The organism is Marinobacter sp. LV10R520-4 (genome assembly GCF_002563815.1).
Classification (GTDB): domain Bacteria; phylum Pseudomonadota; class Gammaproteobacteria; order Pseudomonadales; family Oleiphilaceae; genus Marinobacter.
This window is the reverse complement of the sequence record NZ_PDJM01000001.1, coordinates 2,844,499-2,863,228: the sequence shown is the minus strand read 5'-3', so window position 1 is coordinate 2,863,228 and position 18,730 is coordinate 2,844,499. Positions and strand designations below refer to the sequence as shown.

At 52.8% G+C, this 18,730-nt stretch carries 17 protein-coding genes; 6 read left to right on the top strand and 11 right to left on the bottom strand.

The window, feature by feature from the left end; all coding sequences use genetic code 11:
• The first annotated feature begins 31 nt into the window (after positions 1–31).
• The gene (locus ATG98_RS13980; RefSeq protein WP_098423517.1) at positions 32–1,618 is read left to right on the top strand and encodes a DUF4139 domain-containing protein; all 1,587 of its coding nucleotides are present in this window, start codon (positions 32–34) and stop codon (positions 1,616–1,618) included.
• Positions 1,619–1,677: 59 nt separating this feature from the next.
• Here ATG98_RS13980 and ATG98_RS13975 read toward each other — a convergent pair whose 3' ends face one another.
• The 7 genes from ATG98_RS13975 to ATG98_RS13945 all read right to left on the bottom strand — a co-directional run bounded on the left by ATG98_RS13975 (position 1,678) and on the right by ATG98_RS13945 (position 9,524).
• Positions 1,678–2,154 carry an RES family NAD+ phosphorylase gene (locus ATG98_RS13975; RefSeq protein ID WP_098423515.1) on the bottom strand — a complete coding sequence of 159 codons (477 nt, stop codon included), beginning with the start codon at positions 2,152–2,154 and terminating at the stop codon, positions 1,678–1,680.
• Positions 2,154–2,639 (bottom strand): antitoxin Xre/MbcA/ParS toxin-binding domain-containing protein, encoded by a 486-nt coding sequence (locus ATG98_RS13970; RefSeq protein WP_179888157.1) that lies wholly within the window; start codon positions 2,637–2,639, stop codon positions 2,154–2,156. Before ATG98_RS13970 ends, ATG98_RS13975 begins: the two co-directional genes overlap by 1 nt.
• A gap of 71 nt (positions 2,640–2,710) precedes the next feature.
• Positions 2,711–3,379 carry a thiaminase II gene (gene tenA / locus ATG98_RS13965; protein WP_098423511.1) on the bottom strand — a complete coding sequence of 223 codons (669 nt, stop codon included), beginning with the start codon at positions 3,377–3,379 and terminating at the stop codon, positions 2,711–2,713.
• A 21-nt stretch (positions 3,380–3,400) separates the two neighbouring features.
• Positions 3,401–3,988, bottom strand: a complete 588-nt coding sequence (locus ATG98_RS13960; RefSeq protein ID WP_228706146.1) for a virulence RhuM family protein — start codon at positions 3,986–3,988, stop codon at positions 3,401–3,403.
• Between the two features lie 124 nt (positions 3,989–4,112).
• Complete coding sequence (locus tag ATG98_RS13955) at positions 4,113–5,858, bottom strand: class I SAM-dependent methyltransferase (protein ID WP_228706145.1); 1,746 nt, start codon at positions 5,856–5,858, stop codon at positions 4,113–4,115.
• Entirely contained in the window at positions 5,792–8,923 is a 3,132-nt protein-coding gene (locus ATG98_RS13950; RefSeq protein ID WP_098424453.1) for a DUF3427 domain-containing protein, read from the bottom strand. Before ATG98_RS13950 ends, ATG98_RS13955 begins: the two co-directional genes overlap by 67 nt.
• A gap of 139 nt (positions 8,924–9,062) precedes the next feature.
• On the bottom strand, positions 9,063–9,524 hold the full coding sequence (locus ATG98_RS13945; protein WP_179888156.1) for a hypothetical protein: 462 nt from the start codon (positions 9,522–9,524) through the stop codon (positions 9,063–9,065).
• 163 nt (positions 9,525–9,687) lie between these two features.
• Here ATG98_RS13945 and ATG98_RS13940 point away from each other — a divergent pair, with 163 nt between their 5' ends.
• Together ATG98_RS13940 and ATG98_RS13935 are read left to right on the top strand one after the other, a co-directional pair.
• Positions 9,688–10,632 carry a 5'-nucleotidase gene (locus ATG98_RS13940; RefSeq protein ID WP_098423507.1) on the top strand — a complete coding sequence of 315 codons (945 nt, stop codon included), beginning with the start codon at positions 9,688–9,690 and terminating at the stop codon, positions 10,630–10,632.
• 8 nt (positions 10,633–10,640) lie between these two features.
• Entirely contained in the window at positions 10,641–11,852 is a 1,212-nt protein-coding gene (locus ATG98_RS13935) for a DUF4236 domain-containing protein (RefSeq protein WP_098423505.1), read from the top strand.
• A 43-nt stretch (positions 11,853–11,895) separates the two neighbouring features.
• Here the strand turns inward: ATG98_RS13935 and ATG98_RS13930 are convergent, their stop codons facing one another.
• Positions 11,896–12,447: a hemerythrin domain-containing protein gene (locus tag ATG98_RS13930; protein WP_098417784.1), complete on the bottom strand. Its 552-nt coding sequence runs from the start codon at positions 12,445–12,447 to the stop codon at positions 11,896–11,898.
• Positions 12,448–12,820: 373 nt separating this feature from the next.
• Between ATG98_RS13930 and ATG98_RS13925 the strand changes: the two genes are divergently transcribed.
• From ATG98_RS13925 to ATG98_RS13915, 3 genes are all read left to right on the top strand, one after another.
• Positions 12,821–13,096 (top strand): hypothetical protein, encoded by a 276-nt coding sequence (locus ATG98_RS13925; RefSeq protein WP_179888154.1) that lies wholly within the window; start codon positions 12,821–12,823, stop codon positions 13,094–13,096.
• Complete coding sequence (locus tag ATG98_RS13920) at positions 13,093–14,526, top strand: phospholipase D family protein (RefSeq protein WP_228706143.1); 1,434 nt, start codon at positions 13,093–13,095, stop codon at positions 14,524–14,526. Before ATG98_RS13925 ends, ATG98_RS13920 begins: the two co-directional genes overlap by 4 nt.
• Before the next feature lie 116 nt (positions 14,527–14,642).
• Positions 14,643–14,960, top strand: a complete 318-nt coding sequence (locus ATG98_RS13915; RefSeq protein ID WP_098417783.1) for a YkoF family thiamine/hydroxymethylpyrimidine-binding protein — start codon at positions 14,643–14,645, stop codon at positions 14,958–14,960.
• A gap of 16 nt (positions 14,961–14,976) precedes the next feature.
• On the opposite strand, the gene ATG98_RS13910 is transcribed toward ATG98_RS13915, so the two are convergent.
• From ATG98_RS13910 to ATG98_RS13895, 3 genes are all read right to left on the bottom strand, one after another.
• Positions 14,977–16,434 (bottom strand): transposase, encoded by a 1,458-nt coding sequence (locus ATG98_RS13910; RefSeq protein ID WP_098423503.1) that lies wholly within the window; start codon positions 16,432–16,434, stop codon positions 14,977–14,979.
• A complete protein-coding gene (gene tnpA / locus ATG98_RS13905; protein WP_036185953.1) occupies positions 16,431–16,838 on the bottom strand; it encodes an IS200/IS605 family transposase in 408 nt (135 codons plus the stop codon). The genes ATG98_RS13910 and tnpA overlap by 4 nt, the downstream gene beginning before the upstream one ends.
• Before the next feature lie 442 nt (positions 16,839–17,280).
• Entirely contained in the window at positions 17,281–18,690 is a 1,410-nt protein-coding gene (locus tag ATG98_RS13895; RefSeq protein WP_098423501.1) for a DUF6880 family protein, read from the bottom strand.
• Positions 18,691–18,730 lie beyond the last annotated feature (40 nt).

Below are 18,730 nucleotides of genomic sequence, written 5' to 3'. Positions count from 1 at the left end.
GCAAATAACACACACTTAATGGTAGAGAATTATGATTAATAAAAACCTTCTTGCTTTAGCCATCGCCGCCATGCCCCTCACGGCCATGGCAGAAATCACCCAGGCCACCCTCTACCCCTCCCATGGCGACCTGACCTGGCAAGAAACTCAAACGGTGAAACAGGGAAATGGCGTTATTGCTATTGACCGCCTGCCCGTCAGCCTGCAGGACCAAAGTGTGCGCGTATCACTGGGCGGAGTCGCCGGTGCGCAAATCCAGCAGATTGAGATTGGCCGCATTGAGCAAGCCGGGTACATCTCAGAACAAACCCAGCGGTTGCGTAACGAGCTGACCCAAGTGCAAGAACAACTTCAGGCGCAAGAAGACGCGATTCAAGCCTGGAACCAGCAAGTCACCCTGATGACCAAAGCCGCCGAGAACCCGCACGAACTGTCGGCCACCCAATTGAGCGACATGGCTGCCGCCTTGAAGCAGACAACATTGGAAGCACTGGCAGAAATTCGCGGCATACGCACCCAAATGCGTGACGACATAGCCCTGAAAGATCGCCTGGAACGGGAACTGTCACAAGCGCAGCAAAACGCCCGGGCCAGCAAAACAGCACAGATTCATTACCGCGCCCCTGCCGGTGGCGATTTGACCATCACACTGGAATTCCAAAGCAACGAAGCGCGCTGGCGCAGCGAATACAACGCCCAACTGAACTCCCGGGTAGCGGGTCAGGAAGGCAGCGACCAAAAAAGCGGTGAACTAACGCTACAACATCTCGCCGTTGTGCAGCAGACCACCGGTGATGACTGGAGCAACGTTGAACTGCAACTATCAACCGCCAATGCCCGGCGTGGAACCAACATGCCAGCTCTGGATTCCTGGGTGGTTAGCCCGGCACAGCCTGATTTGCTGGAGCGCCAGATGAAATCTTCCGCCCTCATGCTTAACAGCAGCGCCACGGCCGAATCCCAGGCAGACTTCGGCGCCAGCGTAGAGCGCCAAAGCACCTTTACCCAGAGCTACCGCTTGGCGCAGCCTGTCAGCGTTCCAAGCGGCGGCAATGGCCAGCGCCTTATCGTAGCCGAGCACACAGTAGCGGTGGAAATGGCAGTATGGACAGCACCGGCGTATGACCCAACAGGCTATGTGCACGCCACGGGGATATTCACCGCCGATGCCCCCATACCCGCCGGCCCCGCGCAGCTGTTCCGCGATGGCCAGAGTGTCGGCAGTACCTACCTGCCTGAAATGACCAACGGCGAAGAACTGCGCCTGGGCTTCGGTGTGGATGAAGCCATACGGGTTGCCGTCATCAACGAGACTGAACGCACCGGCGAAGAAGGCATCTGGAAAAGCGAACAGGTACAACGCCGGCAAAACCGCTTTGAAATCACCAATCATCACGACGAGGCTGTAAACGTGCGGATATTTGACCGCATGCCGGTGTCGCAAATCGACATCCTCACCGTAGAACCGCTGCAAATAAGCGAACCGGTGGAACGCAACGTGGACGATAAAAAAGGCGTATTAGCGTGGAACCGCACCGTACCGGCTGGCGAAACAGTCAGCGTGCAATCCGGATTTGAAGTGCGCGTGCCACAGGGCAAACAGCTGCCCGATCTTTAAAAGCAGAAGAACCACCCATTACCACTCTGGCGATCGATCGGTGGCTTAAAAAGACGGAGTTACACCCCTAAAAAAGCGCGGGGGTTGAAAATATTTTTGTGAGTGGCAACAAGCCTGATTTTCTCAATGTCGGCGTGGTAGGGGTTAATAACGACTATCTCCCCTAGCCCACCGGGTATTGCGCAGCTTGGAACAATCAAACCAAGGCTATGCCTGGCTCCAAGAAACTGATCACCAATTTGCTGGGTTATTTTTGGGTAAGGGAACTCATACCAGCCCTTCGGCCAACTGTCTGGATCGAGCCGGTCAAGCTCAACAGCATCATCCAACTGATAGACACCCAACCGGTACGACTTCGGGACCATCCTTGGATTAACGGTGTAATTAGCCATTTCCAGCTGCGCAACAGCGGCTGACAGCGCAAAATAAATCACCGGAGTGCCAGGAAGGTTCCACCTGGCACCGTCTTCATAACTACCACCCAGCCCACTAAGGTTTTCCAGATACTGTTCTTTCGTGATCCGAAAGAGCTGCATTAACTGAAATCCCCGTACTCAATCTTGCTCAACACCTTCATTACCCATCGACGGCCTTCAAAAGTGTCTATTAACTCTCTCGGTTTCTGGCCGCCCAACGCAGGTACAGGGCTATCCAGCCAGCCCAGACTCAGGCTTTCGTCTTCCCAGACCTCGTTAGATTTTTTCAACAGACGAACAGTATCCAGAAACTCCTCGGAGTCCTCCCTATCAAGGGTAGCTCTGCGGTACATCCTGCTCAGATTTGGCGAAGTGATATTAAAAGCAGAAACAAACACGTCGCGTAAGCCCACAGCGTCAATAACACCCTTCAGCCAAGCCCCCGGAACCCCGGCTTTTGAAGCGTTGATCATTGACTGGCTGTTTTCAAAAATCTCGCTCGGGATCGTGTTAAAAATCTTTCCCGGAGATTTTCTGGCCCTAATTTTCTGCAAGTTGGGCTTGTAGGCTTTGGCAGCGGGATCCGATTTTTCAAGGGCAAGCATAATCAAACTCCTCATCATTATGATGTGAGTATAGCCTCAATCCGATTAATCACATAGTTGCGCTGTTCCATTTAATCGCTCTGCGTCAGCCCCATCTGCCAAAAATCAATCTCAAGGCGGGTAGCGTCACTGAATATACGGGTAAGTTGATCGAACCTGGCAGGGGAGACATCGGCCAACCTCTCGTTCAGCCAACGTATCTCGGACTGCATGGCGTCCTGAAATTCGGTGCTTTCGTACATGGCAATCCAGGCATCGTATGGATTGTTGTCGCCTCGAAGCGTTTCCGCCCGGCTGTTCAACCAGTTGGTGATTTCACCGTAACCCACCATGCAGGGCGAAAGCGCCACGTGCAGATCCAACAGGTCGCCGCGGTTGCCGGTATCCAGCACATAACGCGTGTAGGCCAGTGTTGCCCGAGCTTCCGGCAGGTTAGCAAGCTCCTGCTCTGAAATGCCCCACTCCTTGCAATAACCAATGTGCAAATCCAGCTCGATATCCACAATCGCTTTCAACCCTTCTTTGGCCTGTTTCAGGTCAGACAACGTCGGGCTTTTGTAAACCGCCAGGCCATAGGCACGGGCGAACTGAATCAGAAACAGATAATCCTGCTTCAGGTAATGCTGAAAGGCCTCTGGTGCAAGGGACCCGTCCCCCAGCTGCTGCACAAAATCGTGTTCGATGTAGGCGCGCCATTCGGCAGAGCAGCTGTTTTTTAGATCTTCAAATTGGTAGGGCATTTTGTTTCCTGTTTAATCTGCCTATGCGCGAAGTCGGCCGCCGGCCTGCGGCTCGGTCAGTAAGCCTTCATCGTAACGTTGTAGCAGCAAAAAGGTCTGGGCGTAGCGCGCGACAATATCTACCAGTCCGCGCCCGGCATCCACGCCCAGTTCGGGGCTTTGGGCGGTTTTACGTACCAGTGTCAGAGCCGCTTCCAGTTCGCGAGCGTTGGTTTCAAAGCGGTCGCGATTCAGGGTCCATCCTTGGGTGAGATGTTCTCGGAGGATGCGAGTGGCCCATATTCTGAACTGAGTCGCGCGGGCAGAACTAATGCGGTAGCCGACTGAAATAACGGCGTCCAGACTGTAGTGTTTGCGTTTGCGCTCAACGTTCCGGCCACCTTCGGATTGAACTTGTAAGAAATCCTTACAAGTTGCCGCCTCTGTGAGTTCTCCCTCAGCAAAGATGTTTTTAAGGTGCATGGTGATGTTCTGCGGTTTGACATCAAACAGCATGCTCAACTGTGCCTGAGTCAGCCAGAGCGTTTCGTGGCTCAAGTCCAGCCGCACTTCAACAGCATTATCGGCGTTTTCGTAGATAATAATCGGGGTTGCGTTTTTAGTAGTCATATCATAGCCTCCCTGGCCTCGTTTCCCATCTTATTTGCCGTCAGTTCGCCGGTGAAGGCTTTTATAGGATATCTTGTTTCTTATCAGTAGTAACATTCAATATCCGAGCACACGCCTGCCTGAGTCATACCCCCAACCACTCCGCAAGCTGCAGATTCGTTTTCAACCTCAAACGCTGCTGAAGCATTCCCTCGAAAACACCTTCGACGGTGCGGCGTTGGCCAAGTAGCGGAAGCGCCGCTTCCGCCTCTGAAAAGAACTGCTCTTCACGCACCGACCCAAGTATCGCCTGATCCCACCAGTTCAGCACCCTCGGGCGTGACTGTTTCAGCAGCGAATCCGCAGGCAATTTTTCAGACTTCGCCGCATTGGCGGTATGAGTTGAAGGCATCAAGTTCCACAGATCATTGTTTTGCCAACGTGACCAGGGGAAACAGTGGTCCACGTCAAACCGCTTATCCTTCAGGTTTCTTGCAGTCCAAATGCATTCGACTTTGCCGGCCTGGAGCTGCTGCTCAACAAGCTGACGCACAGCAGACGTATCGCGGCGGCCTTCAACCCATTGCAAACCCAGATGATAGACATCCATGGAATAACGCACGTCCCAGCCACTCATCAACCCGATCCATTCATTCACAATCGCCGGCTCAATCCAACAGGCATAGCGACTGAACGCGTCCCACAAAAACGAGGGAACGCGGAAAGTACCGAATTGCGACAGCGTTGCCTTGTCCAGACGCGCCGGTTCGTTCTTGATGGTCACTCTGGCCGAACCACCGTCAAAGATTGGGCGGTTACTGCCGGGCCAGGTTGTAAAATGTGCAGGGTTCTTGAGGATATTGGCGCAAGCGTCGCGAACAGCACGAAGCACCACCGGCGCGACATCGGCTGACAGCCGCATGCCTACCCGGAAATCCAGAGGGCTGAAATCCTGTAGTTTGAAGAAATCTTCCTTGGCAAATCCGTACCCACCCGCACCGGGTGCCTGCCTAAGGTGATGTTTCAGAATCAAAGGGCGGTAAAGCATAATCCAAAACAGCCCGACTGCACCAAGCGGAAGTTCCACCCAGTCGTCGCTACGGTTAAGCGCCAAGCCGGGCGCACCGTCAGCAATTCGCACAAGGGCACGAAGCAGCCCTAATTTATAAGTCGAGGATTTATTGTCATTAACGATGATGTGCCGAACCGTTGGCAGCGCACCGGTGCCATCGTCCGCTAACCGAAACGCAAATGTTTCCCAAGAAACCTCGGGGCGCTTCAGCTCGTCATCATTGCGCCCAGTTGGCAACGCAACCGGAATCAACGCCCGATGCTTGGCAAATGCCTCCAGTTCTTCCCGGCTAACATCGTAAAAAACACGCTCACCATCGCCAGGGCCGTGCCGAAGCGTAACCACCAGCATCCCGCCCGGCGCTAACAACTCAGCCAGAATTCGAAACGCTCGTTCACGAGCGGTTGGCGGGATATGCATCCAAACCGCAGAAACCAGAATCAGGTTAAAGCGATAACTCAGTTTTCGAACCTGATTAAGGTCTGGCAACTGATCGTCTATCCACTGAATGCTTTTGTCTTTAGTCGCGTTCTGGCCAAGTTCCCGTAAACCCGCCGCAGGCTCCACCGCGACCACATCCCAACCGCGATCTGCCAGAGCAGCAGCATCGCGGCCACTTCCGGCACCAACGTCCAGGGCCAAGCCGCTTTTGCCATCCAGCTGGGGCAGCCAGTCGCTGTGGACCTGTTCAAAGGTTATGGACTGGTATTGGTTGAAGAACTTTTTGGCATTCAAGTTGTAGGGCGCGTACGTCATGCCACCGCCAGCTTTGCCGCCTGTTGCCACATGAAGTTTGGCATCGGCGTGCGCAGTTTCCAAGTGATACTCATGGGCTGTGAGCCGGTGTGGGATACGTAACCAAGCTCACCGTAATTCACAAAACCCATCGTGCGACCGTATTCATCTTTCGCCTGTTCTCTCACAAACAGAAAGAGCCGCTTGTCGATGTTGCTGTGGTGAATATAGTCCCGCCCTCGCCCTCGGTCTGGCCGCGCGCTGTTTTGTGACTGCCAGTGAAATAGCCGCTCATTGATGGCGTAGTCGTGATACATGGTGGTCGGGGAAAATTGTTTTTCGTTTTTATCTAAGGTGACAAATAAAAGCTCGATATTCTGGTCTTGAATCACGAAAACGCCCTCTCTGGACGGCGGCTGTTTCTCGAATGTTGTCGCACCAAACCCAACCAGAATTTGCTCCCGTGAATAGCGTGCGTGTAAACGCAGTGGCACTTCCGGCAAGTCAGGCATGGCCGATTGCTCATGCTTCGTCTGCGCCAATTTCCAATCGAGAACGTCAACCAGCTCCCGATCTAGCCCCAACTTACTGAGTTCAACAAGGCTCTGTACCAGCGACTCAAACTCCAGGTCTGGCCCAGTTTTTTGCCAGAAATCATAATGGCACATAAGCACTCGACGACGATCGGCCTCGTCCCAGCTAAAGCCAGCCCGACACAACGTTTTCAGGAACAGCAAGTACTGATGATCGTCGCACGTCAAAATTCGGCTATAGATCCCTTTTTTCGCCAGTCTGAACGGCAAGTCATCAGCAACCTCCTCGCCTTTGGCTTTGCTAACCAGCTCGGACCAGCTACCGCGCTTATACAGCTCATTCAGGTCGATGTGAGGATGGTGCGTTATAAAATTCTTCAGGGTTAGTGTCTGAGTTGAGTGCTGGGGGAACTGGCGAATCAGAGACACAAAACATTTCATGGTCAGAGTGGCTTGGCGTATGTTGCTTAGCACCATTTCTTGTGTCTTCTTAGTCAGCTCAATCCGACAACCCAGTGGCGCATGAGGAAAACCTTGTTTCAATTCCTCAGTGATAGAACGCTCAGACTTACCCACCAGCGCCCTGAATTTATTAGCAAAATCATACTCAGGCCGGGAGTTACCCACGAAATCCAGAACCGTACAGCACTCTTTGCCCTCAGAAAGGCGAAGACCGCGGCCAAGCTGCTGCAAGAAAATGGTCAAACTTTCCGTTGGGCGCAGGAATAACAGGGTGTCCACTTCCGGAATGTCGATACCTTCGTTGAAGATATCGACCACACACAACACGTTGATCTGCCCTGAACGGATGGCTTGCTGCTTTTGCTGCCGCTCATGGCTGTTGTCGCTGGTCAGCACATCAGCCTTTATGCCATTCAGCAGGCACTGCTGAACCATGAAGTTTGCGTGGTCACGGCTCACACAGAAGGCCAAGGCTTTCATACTTGTTATGTCTGTGACGATTTCCCGCAAACTGCGCAGTATTTTGTTCACACGACTGTGATTGTGGGTGTACAGGTTGGTGAGCTGCGCCACATCGTAGCGCCCCCGGCTCCATGGAATCGTGCGAAGGTCGGTATCGTCATCAATTCCAAAGTACTGAAAAGGGCAAAGATAGCGACGGTTGATCGCTTCCGGCAACCGCAGTTCAGCCGCTATGACACCCCCAAAATCGCACAGAATATCGCCACCGTCATGCCGCTCGGGTGTCGCAGTCAGCCCTAAAAGTATCGAAGGTGTAAAGTGTTCCAGGACCGCGCGGTAGCTTGATGCGGCGATATGGTGTACCTCATCGATCACAATGTAGTCGTAGTAATCCTCAGTCAGTTTCAGCTGGTCCAGCTGGTTGTTTAAAGTTTGAATGGATACGAACAACTGGCGGTAATGATCGGGCAACTGCCCGCCAACCCAGAGCTCTCCGAAGGCGCTGTTTCTCAATACGCCCCGGTAAGCTTCACGGGCCTGTCGCAAGATTTCTTCCCGGTGGGCCACAAACAGAAAATTCGCATTCGGTTTTGCTTTCACAAATCGCTGGAAATCAAACGCCGAGATCAGCGTCTTTCCGGTACCTGTGGCAGCCACCACAAGGTTTCGAAAACGCTGGTGTACGTCTCTTTCAACAGACAGCTGCTCCAAAATATCCTTCTGGTGGGGAAACGGCGTGATCTCGAAAAAGTGGGATACGCTGAATTCACCCAATCCTTTTTGCTGTTTCAGTGCGCGCTTGAGTTTTTCGGCACTCTCAGCCTGCCCATCAAACCGCTCAAATTCGTCCGACGCCCAGTAAGTTTCGAAGGTGCTGAGAGATTTTTTGATGATGTGCGGAATTTCCTGAGACGTGATCTTCAGGTTCCACTCAAGGCCATTGGTAAGCGCAGAACGGGATAAGTTTGATGAACCAATGTAACCGGTATGAAAGCCTGTACTCCGGAGGAACAAGTAGCTTTTGGCGTGTAACCTTTCGCGTTCGGTGTTGTAGCTCAGCTTCACTTCGGTGTTTGGCAGGCTGGCCAGATACTCAACGGCTTTTGCATCCGTTGCTCCCATATAAGAGGTGGTGATGATTTTCAGCTCACGGCCACTGGCTGCGAATGCTTCCAGCTCTTTTCTGAAAATACGAATCCCGGCCCACTTAATAAATGATACCAGCCAGTAAATCCTGTCTGCTGACAGTATCTCGCGCTTAAGTTCGGACTCCAGCGATAGGCCTGCGTTGCTACCCGAGAACAGTTCACTCTGGGTTAGCCCGGTGAGAGGAAAAATATCTTCAACGTATTGCTTGAGGTTCGAAGCAACCGGGTTTTCCAATTCATACAGAGCGGTCAGAATCTTCCCTTGGCTATCAAGGAGGTTCTCTTCCAAAAAACCATTGTCCTGAATCTGCCCTTTTAGCCACATCAGTAACTGGTTGGAAAGCTCGATTTGCGCCTGCAACCTGTCATCGCCCGAGGGTACCGAGTCAATGGCAAATTCAAGGACATTAGACAGAAAGCGTGACAGCCACACAGAGGCCTCTGTGCTATTTAACTGTCGCTCTCCAACGTAGAACTTTTCACGATTCAAGCGGCTTTGGATGAGCTTTGTGATTAGCTGCTCATAGATTCCGGTTTGCTGTATCAATTGCATTCCCTGTTGGTGACGCCAAAAGCGTTTTGGGGTTATCCATCGTGATTGCAAAAATTAGTCACGCTCAGCCCGGTGGCGATGTTTTAGTTGTTGATGGTATCTCTTAACTCCCAAGATGGTTCGCCGAGCCTCAGAAAACAAAGTTCTCTTTTTTCAAGCGCGTCTCCCCCCCAAACCGATACCCACACAACTTCCCACCTTCCCCGCCAGCCACGCTGTAATCCAAACAAGCAATGTGCTCCGTCAGCGGCGCAGGCTCACCCCTAAGCCAATAGTGCCCGGCATCTGTAAACGGGTCGATCATGTTCATGTACTTTGGGTGCCAGCAGGCGTGAACGGCTTGTAGCTCCGGTAAATCAAGGTAAACGGACAGAGTTTTGAACCATTCGATCATGCTGTTGTGCAGCTCACTGCCCTCGCCCACCTGCTCCAGAAAGGCCTTGTGCTGGTTCCAGTTTTTATCGGTGCGGCGGCGCAGGTATTGTTCGGGGTTTTGCGGATCGGGCGTAGCCCAGGCAACTGCGTTGTACTCGTGGTTACCCATTACCGCCAAGGCATTTCCGCTTTCGACCATAGTGCGGGCAATGTGCACGGTTTCTATCTGCTCGGGGCCACGGTCTACAAACTAATATCGGTTACGGCCAGTTGCCGAGCCGGATAAGTTAGATTGCACTGATACTTACACAGTATCACTATAATCTTAAGCCGTAGAAATCTGGACCCGGATACCTGCCAAAAAGAGGAACACTCTGCCGATGTCCTACCCCATCGAACAAAAGCTCGTTATTGCTGTGGCGTCCAGCGCCCTGTTTGATTTGTCCAATTCCGACCGTGTGTTTCGCGAGCAAGGTGAAAAAGCCTATCGGAAGTATCAGGAAACTCATCTGACCAAGCCGTTGCGAAAAGGCGTTGCCTTTCCGTTTGTAAAACGTTTTTTGAGTGTGAACCAGAAATTTCCGAAGCAGTGCCCGGTGGAAGTGGTCTTGCTTTCACGAAATTCGGTCATTACCGGCAAGCGGGTGTTTCATTCCATTCACCACCACGGCCTGGACATTAGCCGCGCAGCCTTTCTGGAGGGCAAGTCGCCCTATGCTTATATTCCAGCGTTCAATGCCTCGCTGTTTCTATCGGCCAATGCCAGCGATGTGTCGCAAGCGATAGACTACGGCCACCCGGCTGGTACGGTGTTACCCAGCAAAGTGGTGGATGATGAAGGTGACCCAGAGCTGCGCATAGCGTTTGATTTTGATGGTGTAATTGCGGATGACGCTTCAGAACGGGTATTCAAAGACGGCTCGCTGGAGGATTTTCAGGAGCACGAGACGTCCCGTTCCCAAATCCCGCACGGCCCCGGCCCGCTTGCGGATTTGTTTCGTAAGCTATCACACTTGCAAAAGCTGGAAGATCAGGCGGTGACGGGCGATCCCAACTATCAACGAGTATTGAGGATCGCCATCGTGACCGCCCGCAATGCACCCTCCCATGAACGCGTGATTACAACTTTGGAACACTGGGGCGTGGATGCCAACGAGGTTTTCTTCCTGGGTGGAATGGAAAAAGACCGAATTCTGAAGGTGCTAAAGCCCCACATGTTCTTTGATGACCAACGATCGCACCTGCAATCCGATGCGGGGGATATTCCGATGGTTCACATTCCGTTTGGGGTGGCGAATATTCATACAATCACACAGTCAGAATAAGGCTCAAAATGGCATTTCGATTTCGTAGAACGGTTTCTATCTTTCCCGGGGTTCGGCTCAATCTTGGCAAGCGCGGCATTAGCGTTTCTGCCGGTGTGCGTGGTGCCAATGTCACTTTGGGGCGAAACGGGCTTTATGGCAATGTGGGCATTCCCGGTTCCGGGATGTCCTATCGCAAAAGGCTGCTTAAGCTGAATAAAGCCGGTGGCGAAGGCCGAAGTACAAGCCCGGCGGTGCCATCGCTGGCAGTTCCATCCATGGCGGAGGAGGTTGCACAAATACAGCTGAATACAAAAACCGGCGACATTGCCATTCTGGATGCCGATGGCAATTATCTTGGCGATGCGGCGCTGGAGGTTGCAAAAACATACGCCCGGCAACATCTGGAAGATACTCTGCAGCAGCAGGTGAATAGCCATAACCGGATGATGGCAAGAATCAGCAGCATTCACTGGGGTACTCCAGCGCCTGATCACTTCCCCACGCTGGTGGCAGAGCCTTTTGACGCACCCGAACCGCAAGCGCCGGCGCTACGGAAACTGGATTGGTTGGCCTACCTTTGCCCGACCCGGCGCAGAGCCTTTGCAGGCTCAAATGAACGCAAAGGCCAGCTTTACCGAAACCAGCACGAGCAGTGGACTCAAGAAAAACTAGCGCTTGAGCAACGTGAATTTGCCCGAGCTACTCTTTACCAAAGCGCACGAACGGGAAACACCGCTGCTATGGAATCTGTGCTGGACGATCACATGCTGGATATTGACTGGCCGCAGCAAACGGAGCTGTCATTCGAGTTATCTGCGGATGGCAAAATGTTGATGCTGGATGTGGATTTACCGGAAATTGAGGACTTCCCCACCACCGAGTTACGTGTATACGAGCGAGGTATTGGCGTTTCGGTAAAAGAGCTTTCTGACACAGCCTCCCGAAAACTCTACATGGCTCATGTGCATGGCATGGGTATTCGGTTGGTTGGTGAGTGTTTTGCGTGCGCGCCTTCTGTTGAGGAAGTGATTCTGTCGGCCTTTACGCAGGTGGTCAGGGCCGACACTGGCCAAACCGAGGACAGGTATATTTATAGCGTGAAAGTGGGCCGTGGCGCCTGGACCCGTATTCACTTTGGTAATCTGCAAGCTGTGGATCCGGTTGCCGCTTTGGCAGCCTTCGAGTTGCGACGAGATATGACAAAAACAGGCATTTTCACTGCTATCAAACCTTGGTGATGTGATCAACGCCAGCGCCAAAGGGCGCCGGCTTTTACTGTGCTCAAGCGAATGGCGAAGGCGCCGCCTTGAACTCCGCATAAAGCTCTGGATGATCTTCCCGGAGCCGCGACAGGTTAGCTTTTGAGCTGTCTGGCAACATCTTGAGTAGGTCCTTTTGCTCCGCATCGGTCAGATGTTTACGAAGGAATGGAAACAGCTGTTCACGCTCGACCTTTAAGTAAGCGTGATGGGCATCGAGATAGGTTTTGAGGTCCTCGATAAAGCGCTCCATAGGCACCACGTGATCCATCAGGATCATATCGAGCGTCTCGGAAAGCAGGTTCAGGCGCTTACGCAAGGCTTGGTAATCATCGGCCATTCGATGGCTTAACGCCTCGGCTTCGGGCGCCTTGGCCAGCAGGTGTTCGCTGTGCAGACGCTCCAAAGGCATTATGAAGCCGTCCATGTATTCGAGGATGTAGTCCACCACCTCACGTATCAGATGAAAGTCTGGGCGCTCGCCCTGCGTCAGGCTTTTGTGCCTGATCAAGAGTACGTGCAGCAACCGAGCCATGCTGGCGTGATCGCGACGCAATTGGTTAAGACTGGCCATGATAAAGTTTCCTCTTCTGGTACGTAGCGGCTGTCCCCCATTATTGGCGGGTAAGATTCAAAAATAGACATTAGGCCACCATGGCCAGTTCCTGTTCAGGAGTAATTCTTTCGGGATCCATATTGGATTGTTAGTTATTGTAATACCAGAGCCAGCGGGCGGCGTAAATCTGAACTTGCTCTTTGCTCCTGAACAAGATGCCTATTTGTCGCCTATTTTTGAAATTAACCGGTAATAAAAAGCTGAATTTACAAGAAAACTTGAATCCAGGCATTAAACAGCCGCTAAGCCACATCAAGTCGACTGCAGGTGGCGTACGGTTACCCAACGCATGGCGCTGGACCACCCTGATCGAGTTCTAAAGGCCTGTATAATGGACATCGCACCGACTCTCCATATGTTCCGCAACACGGACCAGAACTTTGCCACCGGCTATTATCACTGGTTTTTCCTGATTCAGCCGAATGGCCTGCCCGAGCACCTGATCGGCGCCGATCCGGGTTATTATCTGACTGAGAAACTGAAACACTGGAGCGCACCGGGAGCCGTACTTTCTGACGAGACGGTGGCCGAATACATCCGTTGCTTTAGCAAACCCGAAGCCGTAATCGCCGAGTTGCTGGCATTTTTTAATCCGATTCACGAGTGATATCTTTGAAAATTCTGTTGCTGTTGATTGTTCTGATTCTCACCGGTATCGGTGCATACCATGTTTTAAAACCACTGCCTCCAGGGCTGAGTTTCCAAGGGCCTGAGCGCCCTTTAATTGATGCCCGGTTGTTTACCGATCTGACCTATCGGGACGCCAGCGACAGTGTACAGCTAGAACACACCATCTTTGATGAGATCTTCCGGCTGATCGCCCAGGCCGAAAAGCTGATCGTATTGGACATGTTCCTGTTCAACGATAGCCGGCCCGACGAAAGTTACCGGCCACTGTCGGAGCAATTGACCAGCGCTCTGATAACCCGCAGCCAGCAGGTGGAGGATATCCGCATTGTCGTTATCACCGATCCGCTGAATACCTTTTACGGAGGCCGCAAGTCGCCCTATTTCGAGCGTCTGAAGGACGCTGGTATCCCGGTGACAGAGACCGCCCTCGGCCAGCTCAGAGATTCCAACCCAATATGGTCAGCGGGCTGGCGCCTTTGTTGCCAGTGGCTGGGAAACTCGGATACCTCTGGCTGGCTGCCAAATCTGCTGGATGATGGCGAAGTCACCTTGCGCAGCTACCTGGCGTTGCCGAATTTCAAGGCCAACCACCGCAAGGTTCTGATCGTGGATGAAGGCAACCGTTTCCGAGGCCTGATTACCTCCGCCAACCCTCACGATGGCAGCAGTAAGCACAGCAATATGGCCTTGAGCTTTGCTGGCCCCGCGGTGAACGATTTACTCGCCAGCGAGCAGGCCGTGCTGGCACTTTCCGATGCCAGGCTGAACTTGGCCCCGGACGTTTCGCCCAACACCTTCGGCGGCCAGGATGAGAGCGCTGTCGGCAGCGTGGTTACGGAACAAAAAATTCTCGAATCAGCGCTGACAATGATTAATTCAGCGCGCCAAGATTCGAAGTTGGACCTGGCCATGTTTTACCTCTCCCACCGTGAACTGGTGACAGCGTTTATCGATGCTCACAACCGGGGCGTCGAGGTTCGGGCTTTGCTGGACCCGAACAAGGAAGCTTTCGGCCATGAAAAAAGTGGCATTCCCAATCGCCAGGTCGCGATGGAATTAACTCGGGCCGGCATACCCGTCCGCTGGTGTAATACCCATGGTGAGCAGTGCCATAGCAAGATGCTGATTCGTCGTGACACCAATGATCAGGGGCAGCTACTGATGGGCTCGGCAAACTTCACTCGTCGCAACCTGAATGACCTGAATCTTGAGACTGACATCCTCATTCGGGGCTTGACTAAAACCCCGTTGATAGAGCAGGCCCAGGCCTTCTTTGACCGCCAATGGCAAGCCGGGCCTGCCACAACTCCTGTGCTGAGTCTGCCTTATGAAGCTTATGCCGACCACTCACAGTTTCGCTACTGGCGTTACCGGTTGATGGAAGCAACCGGGCTATCGACATTCTGACGCATCTTCCCTTAACGGATGGTAACCCGCTTTTGTCGCCCGCCCATTGAAAACCTTTTCGCTGGGGAGCAACGTATCTGTCAGAGCATTTCGACTATCAAAGATATGGAGGTCCTATGTACCTGTCAGCGCAGATCAGCTACTACCCTTTGACGGACGACTACAAAGCGCCCGTTAAAGACATCGTCAAACGCCTCGAGCTCAGTGGGCTGGAAGTGCATGCCAACCGGATGAGTACGCAGATCTTCGGTGAATTTGAAGACGTAATGAGCGCTTTTTCAGAGATCATGAAATGGTCATTCGAGACCTACGGAAAAGCCGTGTTTGTCCTAAGCATCCCCATAATTGAAATTAGGGGGTTTTATGGCGCCCAAATGGTTCGGGGTCTCCCGGTTCTCGCTTGGCTCTCACCAAGCTACACCTCCGGGCCGTAGCCGAACCGACGCCACTCTAAAAGACGAATCGCTCCGACGGAGTTACCGTGGGAAGAACAAGAGTTCCGCCGCTCGCAATTTGTATTTGACGACACCAGCCCGTCCTCTCTAGTAGCTGCTTCACAACCGGCCAGCGATGATTTAACTGGCTTGACTGGTGTCCGTTTTCGGCAACGCACAAGGCCAAAAAGGCCGAGTACATATCTCGTTGAACAATGACGGAGCTTTCCGTTATCTCGGCGGCTTTGCCGCCGAGAATATGCCATCGTTCGCTGAGTTGTTTTTTGTGGCATTCGCCGCTGACATGATCGTACTGCGACATCTTCAAGCTCCAGGTATTCAGTTCCAAAAGTTGACCACCGGCGCTTTCAGCCTTGCGGTTTAGCCTCTGCATGAACGCACTGGGCGCTTTGACTTTGACACTTTTTCCGTACAATTTTTGCCACGCCTTGTACGACAGTTTTTCGGCTTTGAGGACGTTGCCCAAATGCATTACGGTGTTGCCCAGCTCTCCGTGGGAACGCTTTCGCTCATCGGTCAGTTTGCGCTCGCTTTCTGCCAGTGCGTGTTTCAGCTCCCGATAATTCTTGGACACCACCGTGACTCTGGCGCCTTTTTTCCAGGTGCCATTGGCGTTGTAGCAGTGAGGGTTTGTCGCTCGCCGCGAACGATCCATGGCTCTCTGAATACGGCGAATCTCTTTCCAGGGTTGGTTGATGGTGGGGCAAAACTTGAACAGTTCAGCACCGGATTCTGATACCACGGCCACGGTAGAGGGACCAACATCCAAGCCCACTTCTCGTCCGGGCTGGGTCGTATTCTTTTCTTTAGCCGGCGTTAGGCCGGTTTGCGCAAGCTGGAGATACCAGCGGCGTTTTCCTTTGACCGTTCGCCACACAATCCGGCAGAATTTAGTGGCAGCTTCCAGCGCTTTTTCAAGCCAAACGTCTTTTCCTTTTGGTGGGTATTTTACCGCCATCACCAATCCGGCCCATTCCACCACGCCCAGTTCGGCGCGGTACCGAATGCCTGCTTTGTTGGTTTTTCCGGTGAAGGATTTTAGCGGTCGTTTAGCGTTCTTGAAGCGCGGGCGGCCGCGTTTACCAAAACTGTATTGCTCAGCCGAATCAAACGCGGTTTCAGCAATGCGCTGGGTTTCGTTCGCACTTAACCGGCTTTTCCGGCCAGCGGCATTTTTACAGCCGGTGGCAAAAGCGGAAACCGAAGCTGAGGTAAAATGATGCGCCTTAATGGCCGAACCAAATGCGGCGGATCGTTCTTTGGCTTTCAGTTTTCTAGCCGCCTGCCACGCCTTCGATTCGCGCATCAACCCCAGGCGTCGCAGGGCTTCGCCCAGCGCCGCGTTATACAGTCGAGTGCCGGCCAATAGGCGAGCGGTAAGCTGCCGTTCGGTGTTGTCGCACACGGACAGCGGCAGTTCGACAATAAAGGTTGGGGTTTTTGCGCGTTTCATACGTTTTTCTGGTTCTCAATGTACTGCTTAACGATTTCAAGCGGAGCGCCGCCTACGGTGCTCACAAAGTACGAATTGCTCCACAAGGTCGGTAGGCGCGATTTGAGCGCGGGAAACTCCGCTCTCAGCGTTCTGGATGAAACCCCCTTCATGGATTTGATCAGTTTATGGACACCGTATTGCGGATCAACTTCGACTAGCAAGTGAACGTGATCGGGCATAACCTCCAGCTCCAATATCTCAGAATCATGATTATTGGCTATGTCCTGTATAATCTCTTTTAGGCGATGTTCTATTTGATCCACAAGCACGGGTCTTCGGTACTTTGGACACCAAATAACGTGGTACTTACAGGAATACACCACGTTGTTGTTTGACTTGTATCTTACTTTAAATTCGCTCATGGAAAGAGTATACACGTATTAGCTACTAACTAAACCTAAAATACTATTTTTTGCGACGTTTCCCTCCCCATAAATGAATTTAGGGGCTTCCCGCTTTTTTTTGGTGAACTTTATAGAAGGAGACCGTCGGCCACGGTCATAGCAGAGCAACAGGCCAGATCACGGGACCTACCGGGCTTGTTGCTGGAAAAGCGCCACATCTTTGGCCGGTATCTCGAAATTCAACCCCAGATTTTGCGCCAACCAAGCCATGGTGCGCTCCCGATAGAACACCACATGAGTCGGGTCACGCCGATAAGACCCACAATGGACAAGCACAACAGAAGGAAGGATATAGGGACAAGCATCTCCAAACAGTTCATCTGGGTGTCTGGGTTGCTCATGGTACTGCGCTTTTCCTTGGTGTTTATCGGAATGACTGTGATTTGAGCGTTGCAAGCGATCAGGGTTGTTCAGGCTTGGCTGGGTAATCTGCTTCTTTCCAGAACGACCATTTGCGCCCGTGTTTCGACTGCAAGTGGCGGATGTATGACTGGGCATCACTCAACCCGTGGTAATCATTGATTTCGTTATCAAGCGCCAGTAGCCGGTGGAAGTAACGGACCCCGTGATGGTAGGCCCGGCTGAAGCCCCGGTCCAGCAGATCGCTGAGCAAGGCCCGGTAACACACAACCATTGCCAGGCCATTGCCGTTGGCTTCGAAGGTGCGAAGCCAGGTTTGAAGGGCGGTGTAATGGTAGAATCTGAGATCGTTATGGTAATGAACTAGTAGCTGAGCGGCCTTGTCGAGGCTGTTTACCGTGATCAGCATCGTCACCCGGTCGTACACATCGTCAGGCGGTTCCGCCATTTCTTCCACCTGCTGGCGCAGTTGCCGCCGCTCCTGTTCGCTGGCTAGCCGCCAGCTGGCTTCCAGGCTGTGAAGGTCTGGCCGCTGTTGGAATGCGTCCAGTAACTCCCGCTTGAGTTGATCGGTCTGGCCTTTTTGCTGTAACCACAGGTTACGCAGGGAACGGTGCCGACGAGGATCATTGTGCCACTGGGGTTGTTCCAGCCAGTGTTCGGCCCGATCCAGTTCGCCGATCGTCAATGCGAAACGAATGAGGGAATCCAGCTGCAATGTGTTGGGCTCAGGGCTTCGAAGTAACATGCTCGTTTCATACAGATGTATATCAGACAAGGCCTCCGCCACGGACTGAAGGCCATGGAGCGCCGTTGCGCCGCTGTGGTTATGGCGCGATGTGTTGCTAGCTTCCACGGCTTGCCTTGCTTCGTTTTCAAACCGCCATGCCAGTTGCTGAAACTCCTGGTCCGTTAGCAGGGTGTTACTCCCGGCGATGATGTCGTCAAACACACCGTATTCATTGTTATGAAAGTAATGCAGAACCTTCTCAACCCACGACTCCGCCTCCGAATTCGCAGCACGGACACCCTCCGCAAGCAAAAGCCACTGTTTAACGGCTTTCTGAAACACCCCTCCAAGGCTGCCGTCGGAATCATCCACTCGTTCAAAGAGCGTATCCGGTAACGTCAAAAACATCTCGGTCAGTTCTAGGGCCGCCGCAGGGTCGTCCGTTCCAAGTAGGTCGTCAATGTCATCGAGAACGCTCTCCAACCGGTTGGCGAATCCGGTGCTGGCGCGATAGTCGATAAACTCATCATCATCCCGGAATTTCTCAATCTGGCAGGCCAGAACTCGAACCACAGGATTGGCTCCCGGCTCCTCATCTCTGCCTATGGCCAGATGGCGGTCGATAATGTCGTCGATATGATCCGCGACGCCATAGATGGCACTGAGCAGGCGGATCAGTTCCGGTTTGCTGAGTTGGCTGGCCTGATCTTGCAATGTCATAGCTGCATTTTTCCTCTTACACTTCCGATCGCGCCTTAGC